The 24,122-nt window shown below is 62.3% G+C and carries 26 protein-coding genes and 1 pseudogene; 10 read left to right on the forward strand and 17 right to left on the reverse strand.

Translation table 11 applies throughout. The features are described from left to right. Nucleotides 1-26 precede the first annotated feature (26 nt). The 3 genes from F455_RS0118040 to F455_RS21370 form a co-directional block, all read right to left on the reverse strand. Nucleotides 27-521, reverse strand: coding sequence for an MgtC/SapB family protein (locus tag F455_RS0118040; protein ID WP_018974722.1), 495 nt, complete (start codon nt 519-521; stop codon nt 27-29). Beyond that, on the reverse strand, nt 518-1,741 hold the full coding sequence (locus tag F455_RS0118045; RefSeq protein WP_018974723.1) for a DUF2252 domain-containing protein: 1,224 nt from the start codon (nt 1,739-1,741) through the stop codon (nt 518-520). Before F455_RS0118045 ends, F455_RS0118040 begins: the two co-directional genes overlap by 4 nt. A gap of 152 nt (nt 1,742-1,893) precedes the next feature. Then, a complete protein-coding gene (locus F455_RS21370) occupies nt 1,894-2,403 on the reverse strand; it encodes an outer membrane lipoprotein (RefSeq protein WP_018974724.1) in 510 nt (169 codons plus the stop codon). Nucleotides 2,404-2,584: 181 nt separating this feature from the next. Between F455_RS21370 and F455_RS0118055 the strand changes: the two genes are divergently transcribed. Further along, nucleotides 2,585-3,790: a magnesium transporter gene (locus F455_RS0118055; RefSeq protein WP_018974725.1), complete on the forward strand. Its 1,206-nt coding sequence runs from the start codon at nt 2,585-2,587 to the stop codon at nt 3,788-3,790. A gap of 23 nt (nt 3,791-3,813) precedes the next feature. Further along, nucleotides 3,814-4,584, forward strand: a complete 771-nt coding sequence (locus tag F455_RS0118060) for a TatD family hydrolase (protein ID WP_018974726.1) — start codon at nt 3,814-3,816, stop codon at nt 4,582-4,584. 58 nt (nt 4,585-4,642) lie between these two features. Here F455_RS0118060 and F455_RS0118065 read toward each other — a convergent pair whose 3' ends face one another. Next, a complete protein-coding gene (locus tag F455_RS0118065; RefSeq protein ID WP_018974727.1) occupies nt 4,643-5,479 on the reverse strand; it encodes a tRNA threonylcarbamoyladenosine dehydratase in 837 nt (278 codons plus the stop codon). 120 nt (nt 5,480-5,599) lie between these two features. Between F455_RS0118065 and F455_RS22270 the strand changes: the two genes are divergently transcribed. After that, nucleotides 5,600-5,998 carry a cytochrome c gene (locus tag F455_RS22270; protein WP_018974728.1) on the forward strand — a complete coding sequence of 133 codons (399 nt, stop codon included), beginning with the start codon at nt 5,600-5,602 and terminating at the stop codon, nt 5,996-5,998. Nucleotides 5,999-6,109: 111 nt separating this feature from the next. Here F455_RS22270 and F455_RS0118075 read toward each other — a convergent pair whose 3' ends face one another. Beyond that, nucleotides 6,110-6,982 carry a pirin family protein gene (locus F455_RS0118075; RefSeq protein WP_018974729.1) on the reverse strand — a complete coding sequence of 291 codons (873 nt, stop codon included), beginning with the start codon at nt 6,980-6,982 and terminating at the stop codon, nt 6,110-6,112. A gap of 146 nt (nt 6,983-7,128) precedes the next feature. Between F455_RS0118075 and F455_RS0118080 the strand changes: the two genes are divergently transcribed. Continuing rightward, nucleotides 7,129-7,998 (forward strand): pirin family protein, encoded by an 870-nt coding sequence (locus F455_RS0118080; protein WP_018974730.1) that lies wholly within the window; start codon nt 7,129-7,131, stop codon nt 7,996-7,998. Nucleotides 7,999-8,173: 175 nt separating this feature from the next. On the opposite strand, the gene F455_RS0118085 is transcribed toward F455_RS0118080, so the two are convergent. Further along, nucleotides 8,174-8,383 carry a cold-shock protein gene (locus tag F455_RS0118085; RefSeq protein ID WP_018974731.1) on the reverse strand — a complete coding sequence of 70 codons (210 nt, stop codon included), beginning with the start codon at nt 8,381-8,383 and terminating at the stop codon, nt 8,174-8,176. A 406-nt stretch (nt 8,384-8,789) separates the two neighbouring features. On the opposite strand from F455_RS0118085, the gene F455_RS0118090 reads away from it, so the two are divergent. Both F455_RS0118090 and F455_RS0118095 read left to right on the forward strand, forming a co-directional pair. After that, nucleotides 8,790-9,875: a GNAT family N-acetyltransferase gene (locus F455_RS0118090; RefSeq protein ID WP_018974732.1), complete on the forward strand. Its 1,086-nt coding sequence runs from the start codon at nt 8,790-8,792 to the stop codon at nt 9,873-9,875. Next, nucleotides 9,872-10,732 carry an arginase family protein gene (locus F455_RS0118095; protein WP_018974733.1) on the forward strand — a complete coding sequence of 287 codons (861 nt, stop codon included), beginning with the start codon at nt 9,872-9,874 and terminating at the stop codon, nt 10,730-10,732. Before F455_RS0118090 ends, F455_RS0118095 begins: the two co-directional genes overlap by 4 nt. Before the next feature lie 5 nt (nt 10,733-10,737). On the opposite strand, the gene F455_RS0118100 is transcribed toward F455_RS0118095, so the two are convergent. The 3 genes and pseudogenes from F455_RS0118100 to F455_RS23695 form a co-directional block, all read right to left on the reverse strand. Beyond that, nucleotides 10,738-11,193, reverse strand: a complete 456-nt coding sequence (locus tag F455_RS0118100) for a RidA family protein (RefSeq protein WP_211212351.1) — start codon at nt 11,191-11,193, stop codon at nt 10,738-10,740. A gap of 2 nt (nt 11,194-11,195) precedes the next feature. After that, nucleotides 11,196-12,269, reverse strand: coding sequence for a dipeptidase (locus F455_RS0118105; protein WP_018974735.1), 1,074 nt, complete (start codon nt 12,267-12,269; stop codon nt 11,196-11,198). 9 nt (nt 12,270-12,278) lie between these two features. Then, nucleotides 12,279-12,356, reverse strand: a pseudogene (locus F455_RS23695) (twin-arginine translocation signal domain-containing protein); the annotation flags it as partial. A gap of 169 nt (nt 12,357-12,525) precedes the next feature. On the opposite strand from F455_RS23695, the gene F455_RS0118110 reads away from it, so the two are divergent. The 4 genes from F455_RS0118110 (at nt 12,526) to F455_RS0118125 (ending at nt 18,708) form a co-directional block, all read left to right on the forward strand. Further along, nucleotides 12,526-13,431 carry a protein-L-isoaspartate O-methyltransferase family protein gene (locus F455_RS0118110; protein WP_026293517.1) on the forward strand — a complete coding sequence of 302 codons (906 nt, stop codon included), beginning with the start codon at nt 12,526-12,528 and terminating at the stop codon, nt 13,429-13,431. A 157-nt stretch (nt 13,432-13,588) separates the two neighbouring features. After that, entirely contained in the window at nt 13,589-16,360 is a 2,772-nt protein-coding gene (locus F455_RS0118115; RefSeq protein WP_026293518.1) for a hypothetical protein, read from the forward strand. Nucleotides 16,361-16,390: 30 nt separating this feature from the next. Then, on the forward strand, nt 16,391-17,446 hold the full coding sequence (locus tag F455_RS21380) for an alpha/beta hydrolase (protein ID WP_157579030.1): 1,056 nt from the start codon (nt 16,391-16,393) through the stop codon (nt 17,444-17,446). 68 nt (nt 17,447-17,514) lie between these two features. Beyond that, entirely contained in the window at nt 17,515-18,708 is a 1,194-nt protein-coding gene (locus F455_RS0118125; protein WP_051084238.1) for an esterase/lipase family protein, read from the forward strand. A 368-nt stretch (nt 18,709-19,076) separates the two neighbouring features. Here the strand turns inward: F455_RS0118125 and F455_RS0118135 are convergent, their stop codons facing one another. From F455_RS0118135 to F455_RS0118165, 8 genes are all read right to left on the reverse strand, one after another. Then, nucleotides 19,077-19,406 (reverse strand): nucleoside triphosphate pyrophosphohydrolase family protein, encoded by a 330-nt coding sequence (locus F455_RS0118135; protein WP_018974741.1) that lies wholly within the window; start codon nt 19,404-19,406, stop codon nt 19,077-19,079. A gap of 96 nt (nt 19,407-19,502) precedes the next feature. Beyond that, entirely contained in the window at nt 19,503-19,910 is a 408-nt protein-coding gene (locus tag F455_RS0118140; protein WP_018974742.1) for a VOC family protein, read from the reverse strand. Nucleotides 19,911-20,009: 99 nt separating this feature from the next. Further along, entirely contained in the window at nt 20,010-20,375 is a 366-nt protein-coding gene (locus F455_RS21385; RefSeq protein WP_018974743.1) for a hypothetical protein, read from the reverse strand. A 93-nt stretch (nt 20,376-20,468) separates the two neighbouring features. Then, complete coding sequence (locus tag F455_RS0118150) at nt 20,469-20,840, reverse strand: hypothetical protein (RefSeq protein ID WP_018974744.1); 372 nt, start codon at nt 20,838-20,840, stop codon at nt 20,469-20,471. Between the two features lie 581 nt (nt 20,841-21,421). Beyond that, nucleotides 21,422-21,991, reverse strand: a complete 570-nt coding sequence (locus F455_RS0118155) for a dihydrofolate reductase family protein (protein ID WP_026293519.1) — start codon at nt 21,989-21,991, stop codon at nt 21,422-21,424. Between the two features lie 219 nt (nt 21,992-22,210). Next, complete coding sequence (locus F455_RS22725; protein ID WP_211212352.1) at nt 22,211-22,681, reverse strand: DUF2059 domain-containing protein; 471 nt, start codon at nt 22,679-22,681, stop codon at nt 22,211-22,213. 182 nt (nt 22,682-22,863) lie between these two features. After that, on the reverse strand, nt 22,864-23,712 hold the full coding sequence (locus F455_RS0118160) for an IS3 family transposase (protein WP_157579033.1): 849 nt from the start codon (nt 23,710-23,712) through the stop codon (nt 22,864-22,866). Continuing rightward, nucleotides 23,670-24,026 (reverse strand): transposase, encoded by a 357-nt coding sequence (locus F455_RS0118165; protein WP_026293520.1) that lies wholly within the window; start codon nt 24,024-24,026, stop codon nt 23,670-23,672. Before F455_RS0118165 ends, F455_RS0118160 begins: the two co-directional genes overlap by 43 nt. Nucleotides 24,027-24,122: the final 96 nt, after the last annotated feature.

The following is a 24,122-nucleotide window of genomic DNA, read 5'->3' on the forward strand; positions in this document are numbered from 1 at the left end:
TCTTTTTTTATTTTTCCCGCGGCCGGCTATGCGCTGCCGTCGCGATCGGACGGACTGCCCGTGTCGGGCGGATCGGCATTCTTTGCGTGCAGCCCGCGCTCGATGCGCCCGCCGAGCAGCAGTACGACCAGCAGCATCGCCGCGCCAACTACGGCCACATCGATGCGCCCGTGGCCGCACAGCGCGCCGAATACGGCCGTGATCCAGATCAGCGCCGCGCTGGTCAGACCGTGGATGCGATGCTTGCCCGCGGCATGCAGAATAACGCCGGCACCGAGAAAGCCGACGCCAGTGAGGATTCCCTGCAACACGCGGCTCTGCGCATCGGCCTGAGTGGCGCCCGTGGCGGAGATCGGCGCGACGATGAGTACTGCCAGGGCCGAAGCCATCGCCACTACCGCGTGCGTGCGCAAACCCGCGGCCTGTCCGTGCAGATGGCGTTCGATGCCGATCGCCGCACCGATCACAAGCGCCACGAGCAGACGCAGCACGATCAGGCCGAGGTCGTCGTGTACGCTCATTTTTTCTTCCCCCTCATGTGTACAGATGTCGTCTCACGCGCCTGCCAGGCCGCGCGAAACGCGCGCCAGTCGGCGATCACGCGCGGCGTGTAGTCCTCGACGTATTCGATCAACGGTTTGGTCCATGTGGACAACTGGGCGAAAGCGATCAGGTCATCCGCATTCGCGGCACCGCGGCGTCCGCTCGTGCGCAAAGCCGACCAGGCGACAAGCTTGCCCATCATTTGCATTGTCGCGCCCAGGACCGCCGTATTCCCGTGAACCGCAGCCAAGTCGAGCCGATCCTGCACGGGCTGCAATTCCTTGAGGACGAATTCGCGCCCTGCATAGTTCACCGCGCTGATGAAGGCCGGTGCGATGGCCTGTGCACGCCACTGCACGTCGACGATGCGCGCGGCTTCATTCGCCCAGCTCGGTTGCCGCTTCGCCAAGCGTCGCGCAACCGAAGATGTGCCGGCCAGCTTGAGATCGAGCAGGTAGTTGCCGTTCGGGCGGCCACCGCCGCGCACGAGAAGCGCATAGCGCGCGAGGCCGAGGCTGCCGGTACCGGCAACTCGGCGCGCGGCGTCGAGCGGCTCGAATACGCCGCCGTCACTCTGCCTTCGTGCATACCGCCGGCACCATGCCAACAGCGCTTCGCGCTCGTCCTTGTCGAGCCGCAGCAGGTGTTTGCCGTCGATCAACAAGCGACGGCGTTTGCCGTCCCTTTCCGTATGCCTGTTGAGGAAGTCCTTGCGCCGGCGCTGCTCGACCTGGGCGAGCAACGCTCCGATCATGCCGGTGGCGATCGAGCGCTCTATCCAGCGCGGCTTGCCGTCGACCAGCGCGGCGACATAGGCGTCGAGGAAACGGCGTGACAGCGCGCGCGCTTCGCGCAGATGCAAGCCGAGCGAACGCGCGGCGACGTGCAGGCTGACGAGGAAGCGCGCGATCTCCCAGGTACACGGCGCCAGCGCAGCCTCGTCGAAATCGTTGAGGTCGAAGTACGCGAGCCGGTTGTCGCCCTTGTACGAACCGAAATTTTCCAGGTGCAGGTCGCCGCAAATCCATGCGTTTGGCGCCGCGTCCAGCGCACGCCCACCGTGCCAGTCCGCATAGAACAGATGGCAGGTGCCGCGCAGGAAAGCGAACGGATCGGCCGCGATGCGCGCGTACTTGAGTTCGAGCAAGGCCGGATCGCGTCCGGCGTTGTAGCGGAAGATGCGCTGGGCGATGTCCATTGCGGAAATGTAGCACTCTCACGCCCGCCGCAATGTCAGGAATATGCAAGGACATGGACCGGGCAAGCCGCGGCGCCGCGATGATGCCACAGGCAACAAAAAAGCCGGACAAGCTCACGCCTGCCCGGCTTTTGCGTTGATACGATTGCGTACTAGCGCATCAATTCAAGGCGACCGTCGTTGCGCCCGCCGCGGATGACCACGCGGTCGCCGATGCGGAAGCCCGGATTGTCGTACTGGCCGACCCAGGCTTCATGGCCGTCGTCGAGTTCGACGTAGTAGCGCCATGCGTAACCGGAGGCTGCACGGGCGTTGTTCGACTCGACTGAATTGCCGACAACCGCGCCGCCGACCGCGCCGACGGCCGTCGTCGCCGCGCGACCGCTGCCGCGGCCGAACTGGTTGCCGATCAAGCCGCCGATGATTGCTCCGAGAATCGCGCCGCCGCCGGTGGTCTGCTGGTCGACACGCACCTGTTCGATCTGGCGAATCGTGCCGCAGGTACGGCAGACGCCGTTGTCGCGCCGGTCATAGCCGCCACCCTGGTTGTAGCCGGCCGGATCGCGATAGACCACGCGCTCGCGCGGCGGCGGCGCAACGCAGGCCTGTAGGCCGAACAGCGCAACGAGCGCCAATACGATGAGTCCGCGGTGCTTGAACATGATCAATTCCTCTGGCTGGGATTCAAGCAAGCATTTTCCACGCTTGCCTAGTGATTTTGCGAGCCGCCGTGTGAACATTTGCAGAACCCCGATCCGTCATACATGCCGCCCATCTCCACCCGAATCTGGCCTCGCCGGGTTAGCATTCAGCCTACGGACAAACGCACGACAGGGGAAACCGATGACAGCCTCGCCTTCGACCCAGCTCAGCGAACGCATCCGCAATCTCGATGCCATCGCCGCGACCAGCAAGCTCGAAGCGGCGGCGGATGCCGATATCGCCGCGGCGCTGGCTGAGCTGCGTCCCGGCCAGGCGGTCGACATCCTGCAGCACTTCGCACCGGCGCGACGCGATGCGATCGCCGCTGCGGCAGCGACCGGCGAAGGCGAGCAATGGTTGGCGCGCATGCGCTATCCCGCCTCGACGGTCGGTCGGCTGATGGAGTCGACCGCGCAGCCGCTCGCTCCCGCGACCACGGTGCAGCAAGCGATCGATGCCCTGCGCGACACGGTCAAGGCGCGCCTGGTCACCTATCTCTATGTCGTCGACGCCTCGCAGCGTCTGATCGGCGTGGTCACGTTCCGCGAGATGCTCTATGCCGAGCGCACGCAGACGCTCGGCGAGATCATGGTGCGCGATCCGTTCTCGCTGCGCCCGGACAGCAAACTCGTCGACGCAATGCGCGAGGTCGTCACCCGCCACTACCCGGTCTATCCGGTCTGCGACGACGAAGGCAGGCTCGTCGGCCAGGTGCGCGGCCAGATTCTGTTCGAAGAACAGGCGTTCGAGATCAGCGCACAGGCCGGTGAAATGGTCGGTGTCGAGAAGGAAGAACGCACGACGACGCCGTGGCTGCGCGCGCTCAAGCTGCGCCATCCGTGGCTGCAGGTGAACCTGTTGACCGCATTCGTTTCCGCAGCCGTGGTCGGGTATTTCCAGAACGCGATCAATGCCATCATCCTGCTCGCGGTATTCCTGCCGGTGGTGTCGAGCCAATGCAGCAACTCGGGCTGCCAGACTCTCGCCGTGACGCTGCGCGGCATGACCCTCAACGAATTGCGCCCCGGTCGCGCCGGCAAATTGCTCGCGAAGGAGGCCTGGGTCGGCTTTCTCAACGGCGCGCTCGTCGGCGTGGTCGCCGCACTTGGCATGTACGTGATTGCGCGCATTCAGCACAACGTGCATGCGCTGCCGCTCGCACTCATCACGCTCGCCGCGACCGCACTGTCGAGCATCGCCAGCGGCGTTGCCGGCGCCGGCGTGCCGATGATGCTCAAGCGCGTCGGCGCCGATCCGGCGATGGCATCGAGCATCTTCCTGACCACGGCTACCGACGTGGTCAGCATGGGCCTGTTCCTGGGCCTGGCGCAGTGGCTTCTGCTGTAGAGAATCTTTCGGCTTTTCGACGCATGCTCGCTCTGATCGACAGCCACGCGCATATCGATGTCGCCGAGTTCGACTCAGACCGCGCGGCCGTGCTCGCGCGCGCGCGCAACGCCGGCGTCGCGCAACAGATCGTGCCCGCGATTGCGCTGGCCGGGTTCGACAAGCTGCGTGCGCTGTGTCGTGATGAAGTCGGGCTCCATCCCGCCTACGGGCTGCATCCGATGTATCTCGCCGAGCACCGGCCGGAACATCTCGACGCGCTGCGCGATTGGATCGAGCGCGAGCGGCCCGTGACAGTCGGCGAATGCGGACTCGATTTCTTCGTCGAAGGCCTCGACGCGGAAGCGCAGCGGCTCTACTTTCGCCGCCAGCTCGAACTCGCACGCGAGTTCGACCTGCCGGTGATCCTGCACGCGCGCCGCGCGCTCGATGAGGTGATCGCCACGCTGCGCAGTGTCGGCAATTCGAGCGGCGTGGTGCACAGCTTTTCCGGCAGCGAGGAGCAGGCTCGACAGTTGTGGAAGCTCGGCTTCTGCGTCGGCCTCGGTGGCCCGATTACCTACGAACGCGCGCGGCGCCTGCGCGGCATTGCCGCGACGATGCCGCTCGAATTCCTGCTGCTTGAAACCGACTCGCCCGATCAGCCGTTGCACGGTCATCAGGGAGCACGCAACGAGCCCGCACTGCTGCGTGAGGTTTGTGATTGCATCGCCGCCTTGCGCGGGGTATCCAGCGAGGAAATCGCCGCGGCGACGACGCGCAACGCCGAGCGCCTGTTTCGCCTGCCGGCCTAGTGCGATGACGTAGAAGCCGCATCGATCGCGCACGAGCGGCTCCTTACTGCGCTGCGCGCTATGCGGCCGGCCTAGCTGAAAGGACTTTCTCGAGCACGCGCGACACCGCGACGAAAGCGAATGTGCCGGTCACGTGCGTCGCCGCGCCCAGGCCGCCCGAGCAATCGAGTTTCAGCGAACTGTCGCTGGGCACGCGTGTCTCGCAGGACACGCCTTCGACGCGACCGCTCTGATCGGCTACGCCGCTCGCGTTCTCGCGCGAGAACACGGCCTGTACGCCGAAATAGCGCTTCGGGTTGCGCGTCCAGCCGTAGTCGTCGCGCAGCTTCTGGCGCACCAGTGCGAGCATCGCATCGTGCTCTGTCTTCGACAGATCGCGCGCGGTGACCAGGGTCGGATCGATGCGCCCACCGGCCGAGCCGGAAACGACGATCGGAATCTTGCGCCGCCGACAGAACGCGATCATTTCGACTTTCACCTTCATCGCATCGCAGGCATCGAGCACCGCGTCGAACGGCTGATTCTGCACGCCTCGCGCAGAATCAGTTTCAGGCGTCTCTCGCCCGAGCAGTTTCCACAGATTCGACGAAGTCAGGAAGTCGGCGATTACGTGCACCTTGATCGCCGGATTGATCGCGCGAGCGCGTTGCGCCATCACATCGACCTTGGCCTTGCCATACTCACCGTCGAGTGCGTGCAGCTGACGATTGGTGTTGGAGACGCAGACGTCGTCGGCGTCGATCAGGGTCAGCTCGCCGACGCCGGAGCGCGCGAGTGCCTCGACCGCCCACGAACCGACTCCGCCGATGCCGACCACGCACACGTGCGCCTGCGCGAGCCTTTCAGCCGCGCCCATGCCATAGAGCCGATCGATGCCTGCGAAACGTTCTTTCATCCGCCTGATTATAGCGATCGTCCCGATCGCGAAGACCCAGGGACTGTCATGCTCGATGCATTTCTTGTTCGTGCAGCGGCGTGAGATATGCTTCGCGCTCCGTCATTTCAATCGGTAGCCATGAAGCAGATCGTCTTGTTGCTGGTCGGGTTGTTCGTCGGCGCGGTCGGCGCCGTGATCGTCGCCAACGCGCTGCGCGCGCGCGACGCCTATGCGCGCGGCACGATGGACGTGATGCAGCATCACTACGGATCACTGCGCGAGGGCTTGCGCGCGAAACAGTGCAAAGCGGCGGCGAACACGATTGCGCTCGGCCAGCTGCGCGCGTTGAGCAACGAGATCGAGCCGGCCGTTTATGCCGATGCGACGCCCGAATCAGCGTTCCGCGAATTCAGCACGCGGCTGCGCGATGCGCTCGATGCGGGGATCGCCGCCGCTCCGGGTGATTGCGCTGCGCTCGCGCCGATCGTGGAGAAGGTCGGCAAGGTTTGCGACGAGTGCCATCAACAATATCGGTGAGACGAGTGTAGGTTGGTGGTGAGCGCTTTTTGCGAACCCCAACATCTTCCATCACCCGGAGATCATGCGTTGGGGTTCGCAAAAAAACGCTCACCCCAACCTACGCGGGCTTCATGTCGGTAAGGGAATAAACTCGGTTTCGCCCGGCACCTTGGCAAACCGCTGCGCGACCCAGTCCTGGCGGGCCTGTTCGATGCGCTCGCGGCTGCTCGAGACGAAATTCCAGTTGAGGTGACGCTCGCCGTCGAGCGGCGCGCCGCCGAAGAACACCGCGTGGCCGCCGTTCGGGGCAACGATCTCGACCTCCCCGCCCTCTGCCAGCACCGCCATGCGTTGCGCCGCAAGCGGCTCGCCGCCGACGAGCAGGTCGGTATCGACGGCGTAGACGCCGCGTTCGGCATGCTCCGCCGGCAGCGTGAAGCGCCCACCGGCGGCAAACTCGGCGGCGAGATAGAACATCGGCGCGAAGATGCGTACCGGCGCATGCAGCCCCAGGGCATCGCCGGCGACCAGACGCAGGCGCACGCCGTCGCGCTCGATCACCGGCAGGCTCGAAACCGGATGATGGTGGAATTCCGGCGCAACTTCTTCGGCCGATTTCGGCAGCGCTATCCAGATCTGGATGCCGTGCAGCTTCTGGCCGGAAGCGCGCTCGGCATCGGGCGTGCGCTCGGAATGGACGATGCCGCGGCCGGCCGTCATCCAGTTGACGTCGCCAGGACGAATGTCCTGCACGCTGCCGAGCGAGTCGCGATGGCGGATCGCGCCGTCGAACAGATACGTCACCGTGGCCAGGCCGATATGCGGGTGGGGGCGCACATCCATGCCCTTGCCGGGCGCCATCGTCACCGGCCCCATATGGTCGAAGAACACGAACGGACCGATGTGGCGCGCATCGATGTGCGGCAACAGGCGGCGCACGACGAAGCCGTCGCCGAGGTCGTGGACGCGGCCGTCGATAAGGTGGGAGATGGGGTGGCTCATGATGCTGCGAATCCGGCGGTGGTCGATGGCGAAGAGTGTAGTCTCCGTGTCGTTCCAAGTGCAGAACGATGAGTCCGCGCCACACCGGCTGGTTTCCGCGCCCGGCAAGCATATATTGCGTGCATCGAAATCTATTGGAGCACGTCATGGCCAGTGTCAATCCCGTTTCTCACACCGAGACCCATCGCCAGGTCGCGCGCATCGTGCGCGGCTTGCCGACCAGCGACGGCGCCGGCGTCAAGCTCACGCGCGTCATCGGTCAGCCGGCGCTGGACATGCTCGATCCGTTCCTCATGCTCGACGAATTCCGTTCGGACTCGGGTGCGGATTACATCGCCGGCTTTCCCGAGCACCCGCACCGCGGCTTCGAGACCGTGACCTACATGCTGGCCGGGCGCATGCGCCATGGCGACAACCAGGGCAATTCCGGCCTGCTCACGCCGGGTAGCGTGCAGTGGATGACCGCCGGCCGCGGCATCGTCCACTCGGAAATGCCCGAGCAGGAGGACGGCCTGATGCAAGGCTTCCAGCTCTGGGTCAACCTGCCGGCGAAGGACAAGATGACCGCACCGCGCTACCAGGATATCGCGCCGGAACGCATTCCCGAGGTCCAGCTCGCGCCTGGAGTGAAGGCGCGCGTTCTCGTCGGCGAACAAGCCGGCGTGCGCGGCCCGGTCGACAACGTCGCCACCGACCCGCTGTACCTGGATCTGCACCTGGATGCCGGTGCCGCCGCCGAGGTCGACATCCCGGCCGGGCACAACGGCTTTGTTTACGTCTACGAAGGCCAGGTCAAAGTTGGCGATAGCGCTTCGAGTGCGTTGCTGCGCGGCGATCTCGGCGTGTTGAGCCGCGATGGCGAGAAGCTGCGCATCGAAGCTCCCGTCGCCGCTCGCGCGATCTTCGTCGCCGGCCGGCCGCTCAACGAGCCGGTCGCGAAGTACGGCCCGTTCGTCATGAATACACAGCAGCAGATCATCCAGGCCGTCGAGGACTTCCGCGCCGGCCGCTTCTGAAGCACCGGGTCGGGAAATCGCTTCAAGCCGGCAAGGGCGCCCACGCGGCGCCCGGTTTTTCACGACGGTAAAGTCCCGGTCAGCGACAAAATGTAATCGTTTTCATCGACAAATAAAAACGCCCCGGCGAAAGCTCGTTCGCCGGGGCGCGGAAGTTAGTTGGCTCTGGAGAAAATCAGGCGGGAGCGACTTCGTCCGCCTGCAGGCCCTTTTGGCCCTGAACGACTTTGAAGCTGACCTTCTGGCCTTCCTGCAGGGTACGGAAACCGGTCCCCGTGATCGCGCGGAAATGCACGAACACGTCCGGGCCGTTTTCACGGCTGATGAAACCGAAACCCTTGCTGTCGTTGAACCACTTGACGGTACCTACCTCACGATCCGACATAAAAACTCCACAAAAACAGAAAGACAAATCCGCAAGCGCAACACGAGCGGACGACTTACTGGAATGCAGGAAGCTTAAGTTGACGATGTAGCGATCGAAGGACCAGCGTACGCGGACTCAGGATTCGCCGGTCACAACTCACAACAGCCGTGCAGACACAGTGCTTTGAGCATAACTCAAAATTTACAAAAAGCGAGCGCAAGCCGACAGCAATTCAAAAAAATGCATGGTATCGGGAACATCACGCCAATCGACCCGATAAGGCATTGAGTCCGCCGGAGGCTCGAAGCTGCGCGAGCGGCAAAGGCCCGAATACTTCAGGCGAAAGCGCCACCGCTGCTTTATGCGAAAATCTCCAATTCACGCCGCGCATCCAGCGGGCGCTTCCGGCACACCGCACTCCCCGATGGACTCCACCGACCGCCCGGCCCCGCCCTACTTGAATCTGCTCGAACCGGCCGGTCTCGTGGCGCAGTTCCTCACCCATCCGCCGCAGGATTTTTCCGCGGGCGCGGCGCGCGACGGCATGCCCTGGTTCGTCGCCAAGTTCGACCTGCTGACGACGATGGAACCCGCAGCGAAGCGGCGCATCAGCGCGCTGCCGCTGTATCGCTGGTGGGGCGGATGGCTGAAGCCGCTGACCTGCTTCGTCGGCACCACGGTAACCGAGTACGCGCCGCTACCCGCGCGGTTCGATGCGCCGATCCTGATCGCGGGGATCAAGGCGCAGCATGCGCGCGACTATGCATTTCTTATCGTCAAGGACATTCCGCAGGACTCCCCCCTGCTGTCCACGGAAAGCAATGCCGCATCGAAAGCCCTCGTAGCCGCCTGTAGCGACAATGGTTTCGTCCTGCTCGAAGGCCAAGCGCTCGCCTACGTGACTATCGATTTTGCTTCGACCGAGGAGTATCTCGGCCGGCTTTCCTCGGGTCGGCGCAAGGACATTCGCCGCAAGCTGCGCAGCACGGCCGAACTCGAGTTCGAAACCGTGCCGACCGGCGATGCGCGCTTTGCCGACCCGGCTGTACGCGCGGAGTACTATTCGCTTTTTCTCAATGTATACAACCAAAGCGAAATCCATTTCGACCTGCTCACCGCGGACTATTTCGACGCGATCCTGCAGGATGCGGCGAGCGGCGGCGTCATCTTCGTCTACCGCCACGAGGGCCGCATGATCGGCTTCAACCTGTGCTACGTCTGCAACGGCAACCTGGTCGACAAGTATGTCGGTTTCGCCTATCCGCAGGCGCGCGAGCTAAACCTGTATTTCGTCAGCTGGATTCGCAACCTCGACTACGCATTACGGCATGGCCTCAGACACTACATTGCCGGCTGGACCGATCCCGAAATCAAGCGCTATCTCGGCGCGAAATTCACTTTCACGCGGCACGCGGTCTACGTGCGTAATTCATTGTTGCGCGCGATTCTGCGCCGCTTCTCGAGCGCGTTCGAAAGCGACCGCGCCGCGCTGGAAACCAAATCGGCATGAGCCTGCGGCCTGTTATCCTCGACTTCGACCACTCGGTCGGCGACCTGCCCGACGCGCTGATGATCGATCTCACCGATTGGCAGGAAGCGATCCGCTTCGGCTGCTCGAACCGTCGCATGGACGCGCTCGCACGCAAGCTCGACGCCGAGCTGCCGACCGACTACGGCACCGTATTCATGGGCAGCGGCGATTTCCATCATCTGAGTTTGCCGTTGATCCGCCGCTTGCGCGGCAAGAGACCATTCCAAGTCGTCGTGTTCGACAATCATCCGGACAACATGCGCTTCCCGTTCGGCATCCACTGCGGTTCGTGGGTACGGCGCGTCGCCGCACTGCCGTTCGTCAGCCACGTGCACGTGCTCGGCATCACCTCGAACGACGTCGGCGCCGCGCACGCATGGGAAAATTACCTGACGCCGTTGTATCACGGCAAGCTGACCAACTGGTGCATGGACGTCGACACGCGCTGGGCCACGCGCATCGGCCTCGGCCGTGCGTTCAAGGTCTTCACCACGCCTGACGAGTTGATCGACGCCTTCCTCGCCACGCTCGGTTCATCGGCCGCTCCGACCTACCTGACGATCGACAAGGATGCGCTGAGTCCCGAGGCCGCGCGCACCAACTGGGACCAGGGCCGCCTGCTCGAATCGCATCTTAACGCTGTGATCGACGCGCTTGCCGGCCGACTGGTCGGCAGCGACATCAACGGCGAAGTCTCGGCCTACGAATACTCGACGCCGTGGAAGCGCTGGCTGAGCCACGCCGACGGACAGGCACCGGTGCCGGAAAGCGAGCTCGCCGCGTGGCAGGAGCAGCAGCACGCGCTTAACCGGCGCCTGCTCGCGCGCATCCGTTAAATCCCCTACTTCGCCACCACCGCATTGCACTGCACCTCTACCTTCGCGCCGAGCGCGAGGCCGCCGGTCGCGTACGCCATGCGCGCGGGAAAGTGCTTGCTGAAATACCCACGGTAAATCTCGTTGAATGCGGGCCAGTCGGCAATATCGGCCAGCGCGACCGTACATTGCACCACGTGGTCGAACGAGGAGCCGTGGCGCGCAAGGTTCGCAGCGATGTTGTCCATGACCTGTTTCGCCTCGGCCTTGACGCCGCCGCCGACAAGCTTGCCGTCGGCGCCGACGCCGATATCCCCGGACAAATAGAGCATATCGCCGACGCGTACGGCTTCGGAGAACGGATAGCTCTGCCCCGGCGCGGCCTTGCGTGGAAAAAATTCCGGCTCGGCGGCAACCACGCCTGCCGCAGCGAACAAGGCGGCGAGCAACGCGGCAGACTTCATCGTCTTCAAAAACATCATCGTCATACCCCCCATACGTCGTTCAACAGGCGCGCGAAATTGCCGCCGAGAATTTTCGCGATGCGCGCGTCGGAATGCTTGCGCGCGGCGAGCAACTCGGCGATGCGATCAAAACGGTCGGCGCGATTCAAATCGGGAATGAAGGTGTACACGTTCGGATCCTCGCCCGGCGCGGAGATGCCGCGCTTGCGCCGGTCGGCGATCTCGTCGGCGAACTTCTTCTTGAACTCGGGCGTGACCGCGACCGGCGAGATCACGCCGTCGCTGCCGATGCCGACGTGGTCCTCACCGCAGACATCGATCGCGTGCTCGAGATGTGCGATCAGGTCGGCCGCCATCGGCTGACCTTTGCCGCGCAGGAACGGCATCAGGTAGATGCCGACGTAGCCGCCCTTGTCGGCCACCGCCTTCAACTCCTCGTCGGTCTTGTTGCGCGGGAACGGCGCGATCGCGGCGCAACCGGTGTGGGTGATCGCGATCGGCGCCTTCGACATGGCTGCCGCGTCGAGCGTGGTGCGCTGGCCCGCATGCGAGAGATCGATCAGCGCCTTGCGCGCATTCAATTTCTCGACGAGTTTGCGCCCGAACATGGAAAGCCCCGCGTTGGCCGGCTCGAGACAGCCGTCGCCGACCAGATTGCGCTTGTTGTAGGTGAGCTGGTAGATGCGTACGCCGAGGTCCCAGAACGTGTCGAGACGATCGAGGTTCTCGCCGAACGGGGCAGCATCCTGGAAACCGTAGATCAGACCGAGGCGACGGCTGCGTTTGGCTTCGGCGAGTTCGCTCGCGCGCCGCACGAGCAGCAGCGCGTCGGGATGCGCGGCGATCTGCGCGTTCCAGTAGGCGATCTCGCGCACCGTATCTTCGTAGTTGCGCGCGTAGTTGCCGACGCTGGCGCCATTGACGGTGAGATTGACCGCGGTCAAACCGGAGGCTTTCGCGTCGGCGAGCATGGCCTCGGTTAACGGCGTGTATGGCTCGGCGTCATAGGTACCGGGACCGCCGAGCGTATCGATCGCAATCGCATCGGCCAATCCCGCCCAGGCCGGCTTCACCGGAGCCGTGGCCGCGAACAAGGACCGATTCGGCGTCGGTAACAGGGCAGCTGCGCCGATCGCGGCAGCAGCAGAAAGAAAATTTCGGCGAGACGAAACGGCATTCATCGGCACCCTCTCCGCGGGAAAACCGGATTCTGCCGTGGCGATCGAGTCAATTGCCAGCGAACCGTCGCTGAATGGCCACGATGCGGCCACGCCCAGGGCGGCATTCGCGATCCATTTCCCGTATCCTATGGCATTGACCTTCAACTGTTTTCTCCAGGAGTTTGCCCCAGTGGATAGACGTCAATTCGTACTCGGATCGATTGCCGCGCTCGCCGCCGCCCCCGCCGTCCGGCTCGCGCGCGCCAGCATTTCCGGCGCGGAAAACAAGGTGCCGGTCCCGTTCACCTGGGACGTGAAAGTGCCGATCGACAATCGCGAGGAATTCGTCGCCTGGGCGGTGAAGAATCGCGGCGAGGATCCGAAGTTTTTGGCCCAGCGCTGGAACCGCATGTATGCGATGACCCAGAACAAGGACCTGACCGACGAGCGCAACAAGCGCGCATTCCTGCTCACGCCGCGCGAGGATTTCTGCCGCCCGGTCAACCGCGCGCATGCGTACGAAAGCGCCTTCCTCGACATCGGCTACGGCGTGACGATTTCCGGCCCGCACGCGGTCGGCCGCATGACCCAGGTGCTCAACGTGCAGACCGGCGAAAAGGTGCTCGAGATCGGCACGGGCTCGGGCTACCAGTCGGCGTTCCTCTCGCACCTGACCGACAAGTGCTACTCGATCGAGATCATCAAACCGCTAGCCGAGCGCACACGCAGCGTCTACGACGAGCTGATCGCCGACGGCTACAACGAATTCAAGGCGATCACGAGCAAGCAGGCCGACGGCTACTACGGCTGGGAAGAGAACGGCCCGTTCGACAAGATCGTCGTCACCTGCGGCATCGACCATATCCCGCCGCCGCTGCTCAAGCAGCTCAAGCCGAACGGCGTGATGGTGATTCCGGTCGGCCCGCCGGGCGCGCAGCGCGTGCTCAAGGTGATCAAGCATCAGGCCGAGGACGGCAGCATCACCGTGTCGCGCAGCGACATTTTCAACAAGGTCGTGCCGTTCGTGCCGTTCACCAAGCTCGTCGACGGCGAGATCAAGGGCGCGCACAACGGCGATGCAAAAGACACCAAGTGACGCACGCGTGCGTCATCCCGGCAGGGAATGCCGGGATCCAGACGGCATGGACGCCATAGCATCAATATCGCTCGGCCACAGATTGCCATCCGTGGAGTCTGGATTCCGGCAGTCCCTGCCGGAATGACGAGCAAGAGCAAACCCAACCATTGATCGAATGACCGCATCCACTCTCTCCACGCCGACCGCGCCACCGCGGTCGGCTTTTCTTTTTTATTTGGCCGTCGCCTTGATCGCCGGCAGCGTCATCGCGCTGCAGATTTCGATCATGCGCATCTTCAGCGTCGGCTCGTGGGCGCATTTCGGCTCGATGGTCGTCAGCCTGGCGATGATGGGCTTCGGCCTCACCAGCGTCGTCATGTGCGCGGCCAACGATTGGTTCGATAAGCACTGGCAAGGTGTCGCCAACGTGTCCCTGCTCGTGTTCGGCCCGCTGATCGTCGCGGCGAACCTGCTCGCGCAGCAGATTCCGTTCAACGCGATCTTCCTGATCTCCGATCCGGTGCAGAAGTGGAAGCTGTTCGGCAACTTCGTCCTCTATCTGACGCCGTTTCTCGCCGGCGCGTTCTTTCTCGGCGCGGTGTTCCTGCGCATGAAGGAGACGTTCGGCCGCATCTATTTCGCTGATCTCGTCGGCGCCGGCACGGGCGGCTTGCTGCTGCTCGGATGCCTCTATCTGTTCCGCCCGGAAAATCTCGTCGTCGTGCCGCTCGCACTGTGGTTCGCGGCCGGTATCGTCTGGTTCCTCGCGCAGGCGAAGCGCACCGGTTCCCTGATCGCGCTGATCACTCTCGGTGCGCTCTGCGTCTTCGGACACTTCTGGCTGCCGCAGCAATTGGCGATTCCGAAGCTTGCCGTGTCCGACTACAAGGGCGTGTCCTACGCGCGCAAGTTCCCGGACAACCAGCGCGTCTACGAGAACGCCTCGCCGTTCGGCTATCTCGAGGTGTATTCGAGCTCGTACCTGCACTTTGCGCCGGGCCTGTCCGACAACGCGGGCTTCAACCTGCCCGAGATGCCGGCGAACGCGTATCTCGGCATGTACATCGACAGCGAAGGCCCGATGGGCGTGATGCGTAAGCTCAACGATGCGGAAAGCGCGTATTTCCGCTACCTGCCGATGGACTATCCCTACGTCATCAAGCAGGAGCCGAACACCTTCGTCGTGCAGTTCGGCGGCGGCATCTCCACGCGCGTCGCTCTGCACAATTCGAAACACGTGACCGTGGCCGAGGGCAATCCGGAAATCCTCAACGCCTTCCGCAACGACAAGGGCCTGCGCGATTTCTCCGGCGACATCCTCAACGATCCCAAGCTCGACGTGATCGACTACGACGGGCGCCTGTACCTGGCCAATACCGACAAGCGCTACGACGTCATCGACCTCTCGCTCGCCGACTCCGCCGGTCTGTCGAGCCCCGGCGGTTTCGCCATCGTCGAGAAATACGCTTACACGCGCGAGGCGATGCGCGCCTACATGCGCGCGCTCGCCGATGGCGGCGTGCTTTCGGTGACGTTGTGGAACAAGGAAGAGCCACCGAAGTCGGTGCTCAAGCTCTATGCGACGATGGTCGACGCGGCACGCGATCTCGATCCGCAAGGCGACGTCTCGAAGGATTTCTACGCCGCCGCGAGTTATCTCTCGACCGCAACCGTGCTGTACAAACGCGGCGGCTTCTCTCCCGCTGATATTGAGAAGTTGCACGCCCACTCGCACGCGATGAGCTTCGATGAGCTGACCTATCCGGGCTACGAATTCGACACCAAGCAGATCGCGGATAGCCTCAAGTCGTATCGCGAAAGCATCTTCGGCGAGGACGAAACCGCGAAATCCGCCGCCGCAGCCGGCATCGCCAGCGGCGGCGCGAAGCCGAAGTCGGGCACCGAGATCGTGCCGACCGCGGAGCCGACGACGGCGCCGCAGGCCGATCCGACCGCACCGGCCGCCGATCCCACCGGGCCCGCGGCAGACCCGACCGGTCCCGCATCCGACCCGACCGGGCCGGATGCGAACGCCACCTCGCCCGATGCAACACCCGCTCCCGTTCCCGCGATCGTGATGGGTCAACTTGCCTGGCACTCGCTGCTGCACGGCAACGGCACCGATCTTTCGAACTACGTGTTCGATGCGCGTCCACTGACCAACAACCGCCCCTACTTCGCCGCGTACGTGAAGCCGGGCGATCTGACGCGTACGACCGATCGCCTCGAACTCTTCCAGGACGAATGGGGCTATTTGCTGCTCTGGGCCACGCTGGCCATCGCCGCGATCTCCGCACTCGTGCTCGTCGCGATCCCGGTGCTGCTCGGCTGGCGCACGATCTTCTCGCGCACGCCCGGTCAGCTACGCGTAATCCTCTACTTCGCCTGCCTCGGTCTCGGCTACATCATGGTCGAGGTCGCCCTGATCGCGAAGTTCGTGCTTCCGCTCGGCAATCCGACCGTGTCCGCCTCGATCCTGATCACCGGCATGCTCGTGTTCTCCGGCCTCGGCAGCCTGACCTCGGAACGCTTCATGGATCGTGCGAAGGTGACCATGCCGATCATCTTCGTCGCGATCGGCGCGCTGCTGATCGCCTACGGTTTTGTCATCGATCCGATCCTTGATGCGATCGGCCGCCTGCCGTATGCATTGCGCCTGGTCTGCTGCTTCCTGCTGATCGCGCCACCGGCGTTCCTCATGGGTTTTCCGATGTCGACCGCGATGACCTGGCTCGGCCGCCTAGGCAAGAACGCGATGTTCCTCTGGGCCTGGGGCATCAACGGCTCGTTCTCGGTGATCGGCGCGGCGCTCGTGCCGATCATCGCGACCTCGTTCGGCCTCGGCAGCGTGCTGCAGATCAGTGGCCTCGCCTACCTGCTCGCCGCGCCGGCGTTTTTTGCGATATTTTTGCCAATGCGCAACGCAGGAAAACCGACGGCGGCTTGAATGAAGCGCACTGAGCAGAAAAGAATCCGCTTGTCGTTCGCTCGAACGGCAGCGGTTCTTTTCTCGCTCGCTTTGGCTGCCGGGCCCGCGCTCGCCCAACCCAAGCTATCCGTCGCGGCGATCAAACCTCCGGCCGCACCGAAGGTGCCGATCGCCCCGCTCAAGGCGCCGATCACTGCCTTCGTCCCGTTCGACTACGCGCCGTTTCCGTTCCGCGGCCTGATCCCCGATTCGGGCAAGAAGTTCATCGACAAGGTCGATGGCAACCGCAAAGGCCACGTCTCCTCGCGCGACAACTCGGTGCACTGGGAAGACGAGACCTTCAACGACAACCGCGTACTTTTGTACTTGCCGCAGGGCTTCGACATCCGCAAGCCGGCGCTGATCGTCGTGTTCTTCCATGGCAACGGCGCGACGCTGTCGCGTGACGTACTCGACCGTCAGCAGGTCGCAGCCCAGCTCGCCGCCAGCAACCTCAACGCCGTGCTCGTCGCGCCGCAGTTCGCGGTCGACGCTGCCGATTCGAGCGCGGGCCGCTTCTGGCAGCGCGGCGTGTTCAAGAAGTTCGTCGACGAGGCCACGCGGAAACTCGCGCTGCAGTATCACGATCGACGCGTCGACGGCGCATTCAAGCCTTCAAAGGTCGTGCTCGTCGCCTATTCGGGCGGCTACCTGCCGGCGTCGTGGTCGCTCGCGGTCGGCCAGATCGGCTCGCGCCTGCACGGTGTGATCCTGCTCGACGCGCTGTACGGCCAGATCGACAAGTTCGCGAGCTGGATCGAGCGCGCGCGCGGCGCGGCATTCTTCTTCAGCACCTTTACCGAATCGACGCGCGAACAGAACGAAGCGCTGCAATCCGAGCTCGTCGACGCCAATATGCGCTATGCGACGACCCCGCCCAAGCTGCTGCGCCCCGGCACCGTCGCCTTCGTCGACAGCGACCTCGACTGGACCCACCACAACGATTTCGTCACCGCGGCGTGGACGCAGAACCCGTTGACCTGGCTGTTTTCGCGCATCCCCGGCTATCCGAACGGCAAACCAGCCGTCGCGAAAAACGCCAAATCGCGGCCCGCTTCGCGCTGAAATCCGGGCAGACGAAGCAATTCGGCAGTAGGCTTCCAGCTCTAATCCGCCGCGTTACGCTGCTGGATATGAACGCATCCCTTGAAAACCTTCGGGGCGTGAGTCGGCTGTCGACCGATGCCGTGATCGGCGTCGTCGATCTGGTCGAAGCGCTGCACCGCCGTCTTTCGCCGGCGCAGGTCTTGCTCGGCCAAGCGGGCGAAGAACGCACGCACGGCATCGCCGCTCTCGTGTACAAGAGCATCCGCGGCATCTCGCGCCTGAGCGGCGGCGCGCTCGATGCAGCGCTCGGCGCCGCCTCGGGCTTGCTCGCACTGATTCCCGACGCGGCCACGACCCGCTCGCCGTTGCAGGAAGCCGCGCGCGCGGTGTTGAACGGCGTGCTCGGCGATCACCTCGCCGACAGCGCCAACCCGCTCGCGATCACGATGCGCCTGCACGTTCACGCGGGCAACATACCATCGTCCTCGCGGCCGTCGGACGACAAGCTCGCCGTATTCGTGCACGGCCTGTCTCTGAACGACCTGCACTGGCAAGCGCAGGACTGCGACTACGGCGCGGCGCTCGCGCGCGACCTCGGCTATACGCCGCTGTATCTGCACTACAACAGCGGCCTGCACATTTCCGTCAACGGTCGCGAATTCGCCGATCAGTTGGAAAGCCTGGTGCAGGTGCGCCGCACGCCGCTCAAGGAATTGGTGCTGATTGGCCACAGCATGGGCGGCCTCGTCATTCGCAGTGCCTGCGAATACGGCGCACAAGCGCACCACTCGTGGCGGCGACAGGCAGGCAAAGCGTTTTTCCTCGGCACGCCGCATCACGGCGCACCGCTGGAACGCAGCGGCGCGTGGATCGATGCACTGCTCGGCGGCAATCCACTCATCGCCCCGTTCGCACGACTCGGAAAAATCCGCAGTGCCGGCATCACCGACCTGCGCCACGGCAACCTCGTCGATGCCGACTGGCAAGGCCGCGACCGCTTCGCACGCGCGGATACGCGCGTGGCGACGCCACTGCCCGACGGCATCGTCTGCCACGCCGTCGCCGCGACCACGGGCGCGCGCGCCGGAAGCCTCGCCGATCGCCTGCTCGGCGACGGTCTGGTGCCGTTGGCGAGCGCGCTGGGGCGGCATGCGGATGCGCAACGCGCGTTGCGCTTTCCATCATCACGGCAATGGATCGGCTATCGCATGAACCACATAGACCTGCTCGGCCGCGTTGAAGTCTACGAAAGGATCAGGCGCTGGCTGGAGCACTCCTGAGGGTGAGGTCAGGTATTCAGTCGCGTTGACGCCTAGAACAGTTGGGTGCTCACAGACCAAACCCGGCAAAGAAGTATGCCGATAAGAACGCGACAACTATCGCCACTATAAGCAGGCCCAGCCATCGAATGCGTCGCGTGGTGACAGCGGCGACTATGCTCGAGATGATTGCGACGATACCCACAAGCCATGAGGCTACGATCAACCAGGCTCCGATTTCACTTCTGGTTTCTCGAAAAAAGAAGAAGGCAATGCACGCTATCGCCAACTGTAGCGGCAGAGAATACAGGCAGATCTTAGCTGGAGTTTTCATGGCACCTAACGCCCCTGTTCACGCGCGAGGTTGGTGACGCAAAGCCGCGCCGAATTCATCGCCGTGTAAGCTCGTTAGATACATATTCGGCTAGCTCGCTGGTGTTTCTGACAAACTCCGCCTGCAAATCAATGCCACACTTATTTGCAAGAACAATAATCGACCATAAACAGTCCGACAATTCGTGACCAAGTTTCGCTTTGCAATCGTCAATATTTCGGATGCCAGCGTTTGCCTGAATCAGTTTTGCCAGATCGCCTACGTCCCCTACGAAACCAAGTGCAAGTTCTTCTGTGGTCCAGATGCGCCCATACCTCTTGATCTCAAGCTGTTCGTAGAGCTCGTTTAGCTGTAGTGCTGACTTTTCCAGATCACTGAATTTCATGTTGTGCTGCCTAACATTCGACGTAAGGGGCTGACCGGAAGACGGCCCCTGTTGAAGGAGGGAGGCGCATCGCGCCACAGCTTGGCGAGCCGGACGCTAAGCTTGTGCGATTTCATCGTAGCCTCGACCGAGGAATTGCACCAGACAGAACCCATGACCAAAAGGATCGGCCATGAGGGCCAGCCGACCCCATTTGGAAGTTTGAATCGGCGTCTCGATTGTCGCGCCAGCCGAAACAGCTCGCCGCACCGCTGACTCGATTTCGGGAACGACGAAGTCCAAATGAACAGGACTCCAATGGCGCTTGTAGGTGCGTCTCTGGCTTGTGAAATCCGATGGTGAGCTGCCTTCGGCTTTGAGCAAGAGATAGATTGCCGACGAGGCACCTAGCAATTCGACTCCGTCGCCGCCGAAACGACGGCCAACGGTGAGATCAAAGGCGTTGCAGTAGAAGGCCACCGCGCTAGCAAGGTCGTTCACATCGACGTTGACCAACAGCTGCATTGCCGGCTCCTTGAGGTGTCTAACGTCGTACTAAGCCGCTGCCGGCCGAGACAGCTCGGCTACGAGAAGCAATGCCTCGGGAATCGGTTGAGCACATGGTTAGGCCGCATCGACCGAGCGGCCCGCCTGCAGTGCCGGCGCGGGTGACCGAGGTGGCTCAGTCGCTACTCCAAGCGGCGAGTTTGTGTCCCAGCGCACGTACCGCACTATGTGAATGTGCTCTTGCAGCTTGCTTGCCAACAACTCCAAGGACCGAGCTACGGATACTTCTGGGTCTATTACTGAAGCCTGCTGGAGCAGCTCAGAAATGGATGTCGGCGACATGGCGGCGATTTGCATTGCGACGTTTCTTGCGAAGGTCTTGAACTCATCCGTGAAAGTCGCGAAATCGGACTCGGCGGAGATCTCGACCAAGACGCCTACGCGCCGCTGGTGAAGGTAGCTTTCAATGATACGAGCGCTCATGTGATGAGACCTAGACGCATGAGGTAAGTGGCCGCTGCCACCGTAGGCGTCAGATTACCGTGGCACGTCGCAGCGGTGCAGTTGACCGAATAGTTAGGGCGCGCCAGTCGACACCTCTTTACAGCAAGCCGCATCGAACAAAAATTTCTTGCCCGGTTTGATGAGGTGTGGAGTGTGCTGTTCCCACCATGTAGCCGCCGCTGGGGCATGGGCTCTAAGCGCCTCGATAGCTGCTAGTACCTCGACCACATAACCGACGCTGGGTTGCTCAGTGACAGGGAAGCCAAAGAAGCGTTTCACTTTAGCGAAAAAGCCATGCTCTTTGCCCAACACACCCCTCGGAATCCAGATATTGGGCTGCGACGCTTCGGTATCAGCCAACGGAATGGTTGTGCCAATCCATGCGGCACGAATTTTCTCTGGCGCCTCGCCATGCGGAATCGCGACGATTTGGACGAGCTTCATAGCGCCCTAACACTAAGGTAAGACCGTCAGATTACCGCGGCACGTCGTAACGGTCCATTTGACCGGGTAGTTAGACCCCAGCTTGCGGTACGGGCGTTCTCGGGACCAAGTTGTTCCAAAGCGGGCGAAACGAAGCGCGAAAACACCAAGCCAAGCTGAGAAGCCAAGCGAGATTTAGCGAGCCCCATATCCATTGCCCGGAAAGCGTAATGTGGAAGCAGAAGATGCCAATGATCACTGGCGCCAGCATGGCGATACCCAGCGGGGCTGTCCTGCGCAATAGCGGTGCACCTCCACCAACCAGATATACCGCAGCAAGTAATGGGTTTATGAACCTACTATCGTCGAGTGCTTGAACAAATGCACTTGAAGCGGGCGTAGGTTGCTGAGGCGCAGACCCGAAGCCGAGTAGGCCAAGTACAATGGCTATGCCCGTGGCGAAGTAGAACAACCCGAAAACCCAGCGTGCACCAGTTACGGCGTATCTACTCTGCATATGAAGTCCCCTGGGATCTAACGCCTAAATTAAGCCGAGCCGCGAAGCGGCTTCGACTTGAATGACTTGTGAGGCGCCACCCCGCTCAGCGACGAACGCGATAGCGGATGTGCGTGGCATCCGGTGTGTCGATCACCCGAACGATCTCCAGCTCGATCCGTGAAGGCAACACCTCGAATAGCCGACGACCGCCACCGAACAGCACTGGGATCTGATGGATCTGCAGCTCGTCCAGCACACCGACCTCAAGCGCCCGTTGTGCTGTGTACGCGCCGAGCATCAGCACGTTCAGGTTGCCGGCGGCGGCCTTCGCCTGAGCCATCGCGTTCTCGATTCCGTCGCGCACATACGTCACCAACGGATAATTCGCGACGGATGGGCCGGGCGGCCGGTGGCTGGGCACGAAGATCGGGACACCGTGATTGTCACCGCCCCAGTGATCGATTTGCTCCGCGGTACGCCGACCCGCCAATATCGAACCAGGCGTGTTCCACTCGTCCCATAATTCTCCGATGGCCCCAGACGGCCGGGAGAAGTCCCCGTACCACTCGTGTAGCCGGTCGAAGGCATCGCCTCCGGGATTGCCGACTTCGTCGTTCGGACCAGCAATATATCCGTCGAGCGACATTGACATGAATAGTACCGATGCAGACATCTGAGTCTCCCGCGCTGTCGAAAGAATGGTGTTGTATCTGTACGACGAGCGAGGAGCAGCAGAATCGACATGGTCGCTTCAGCTTTTTGCGACTGTACCCAACTACTGTGTGGCTTCTATGGCGCCTAACGCTTGAGATAAGTGGCCGCTGCCACATTGCATGTCGGATTACCGTGGCACGTCGCGGCGGCCCACTTGACCGAATAGTTAGGCGTCACTTTATCGTGGCGCAGTGCGAAATTTCTGGACCAGTACGGCGATTTCTTTCTGGTATTGGTATTCAGCTTCTTCAGTTGCTTTGAGGACTAGCTCGTTTGCATATTTTTGGAAATCTCTGTTGGCGCTAACCTCAATCGCCAATATGCGCTGTCCGACTGGTGATGAGTTGAATGCTATTGAAGCTCGTAGATCGTCGACACTAGCCCGTTCCGCAAATTTCTCTGCAAAAAAATTAGCTATTCCCTCGCTCGTCGCGTACTCACATGTCTTTTTTCTGTAGTGTGTATAGACGGTCTCCACTTCGCTCCAATACGCCGACTTCGGAGAGAGACCGCCAAAAGCTTCAGGGTGTTGGCGATACGCGATGGCAGCCGCTGAGGAAGAGGTTGCGGGCTTAGCACATTCTGTCAGATAGTCGGCCTGTACTTGATCGAATTGCAGCAGCCGCACTAATTCTTTAGCCAGAGCCATCTTCTCCGGCGTAGCTTCAGCGCAGGCCGCAGCCGATACGGTGAGGCTTATGCACAACAATAGAAGTCGAAGCATATGTGACGCCTAACGCTTGAGGTAAGTGGCCGCTGCCACAATGAGGGTCAGATTACCGTGGCACGTCGCAGCGGGAGAGTTCCTACGCAAAAGTGGACACCCATAAGTTAGGTATATCGTGCTTCAAACTCACTGGGAGATTGGTAACCCAGTGCGGAGTGTAGCCGTTGCGTGTTGTAGAAATCGATATAGCGTCGTAGAGCTGCTCGCAGCGTGTGTTCGCTGGTGAACTGCTGGCGATGATACATGTCCGATTTCATCGACTTGTTCCACGACTCCATATGAGCGTTGTCCGTCATCCGGCGCGGACGATTCACGCTCTGCACAAGGCCGCCCCGTGTGAGCAAATGCCTGAATTCGCTGGCAAGAAACTCGATACCGCGATCGCTGTGAACGAGCGTGCCCGGTGCCGGCTGGCGATGGCGAATGGCCGATGCCAATGCGCGGCGAGTCAGACGAGCGGTCTTTTCCCTTCCCAACGCCCAACCGAGCAGCCGGCGTGAGTGGCGGTCCATAACCGTCGCCAGATAGCGCCAGCTGCCTGAGACTTGCAGATAGGTGACGTCTGCAACCCACACCTGATTGGGCCGCTCGATCCTCAGCGCATGGACTTTATTCTCGCTCTGGGCAAAGAACCGGGCGATGCCGGGAATGCGGCGATAGAGCTTGGCTGAGCAGGCGCGGATAGCGTGCTTGCGCATCAATCGTTCGATTCGCCTGCGTCCGGCAGGCTCCCCCTCTCGCTTCAGTGCCGCGTGCACGCGCGGACTGCCATAGGTCTCGTGGCTGTCGCGATGCACCTGGCGTACCCGTTCCAGAAGTCGCGCATCTACTTCGCCCCGCAGACTGACTGGCCGGTTGCGCCAGGCATAGTAGCCACTGGCGCTCACGCCATAGACGCGGCACATGCGTTTCACCGGATGGGCTTCTTGGTGGTGGTGGATGAAAGCGAAGATGTCGTTCTTCGAGCCGAAGTGAAGGCGATCGCTTTTTTTAAAAGGTCATGCTCAAGCTTGAGTTGCTCGTAAGCCCTCTTCATGCGGCGCAGCTCTTTGAGCTCTGCTGCCACCGCTTCATCCACAACGGCACCTTTGGTCACGATCACTCCTTCGCGCGCTTGCTTACGCCAAAGAGACAGCATGAAGGGATGAATGTAAAGCGACTCCGCAACGTCCTTGACCGATACGCCAGACAACCGGCTCAACCGCACCGCTGTCGCCTTGAATTCCTTGCTGTATCGACACGTCGTTCTGGGACCGGGTGATGCCATCGCAAGACTCCTGAATAGTTAGTTCAGGGTGTCCACTAACCCGTAGGAACTATCCGGTCCACTTGACCGAATAGTTAGCCGGCAGCTGGCTAGCCG

It is taken from the genome of Rudaea cellulosilytica DSM 22992 (assembly GCF_000378125.1).
GTDB classification, from domain to species: domain Bacteria; phylum Pseudomonadota; class Gammaproteobacteria; order Xanthomonadales; family Rhodanobacteraceae; genus Rudaea; species Rudaea cellulosilytica.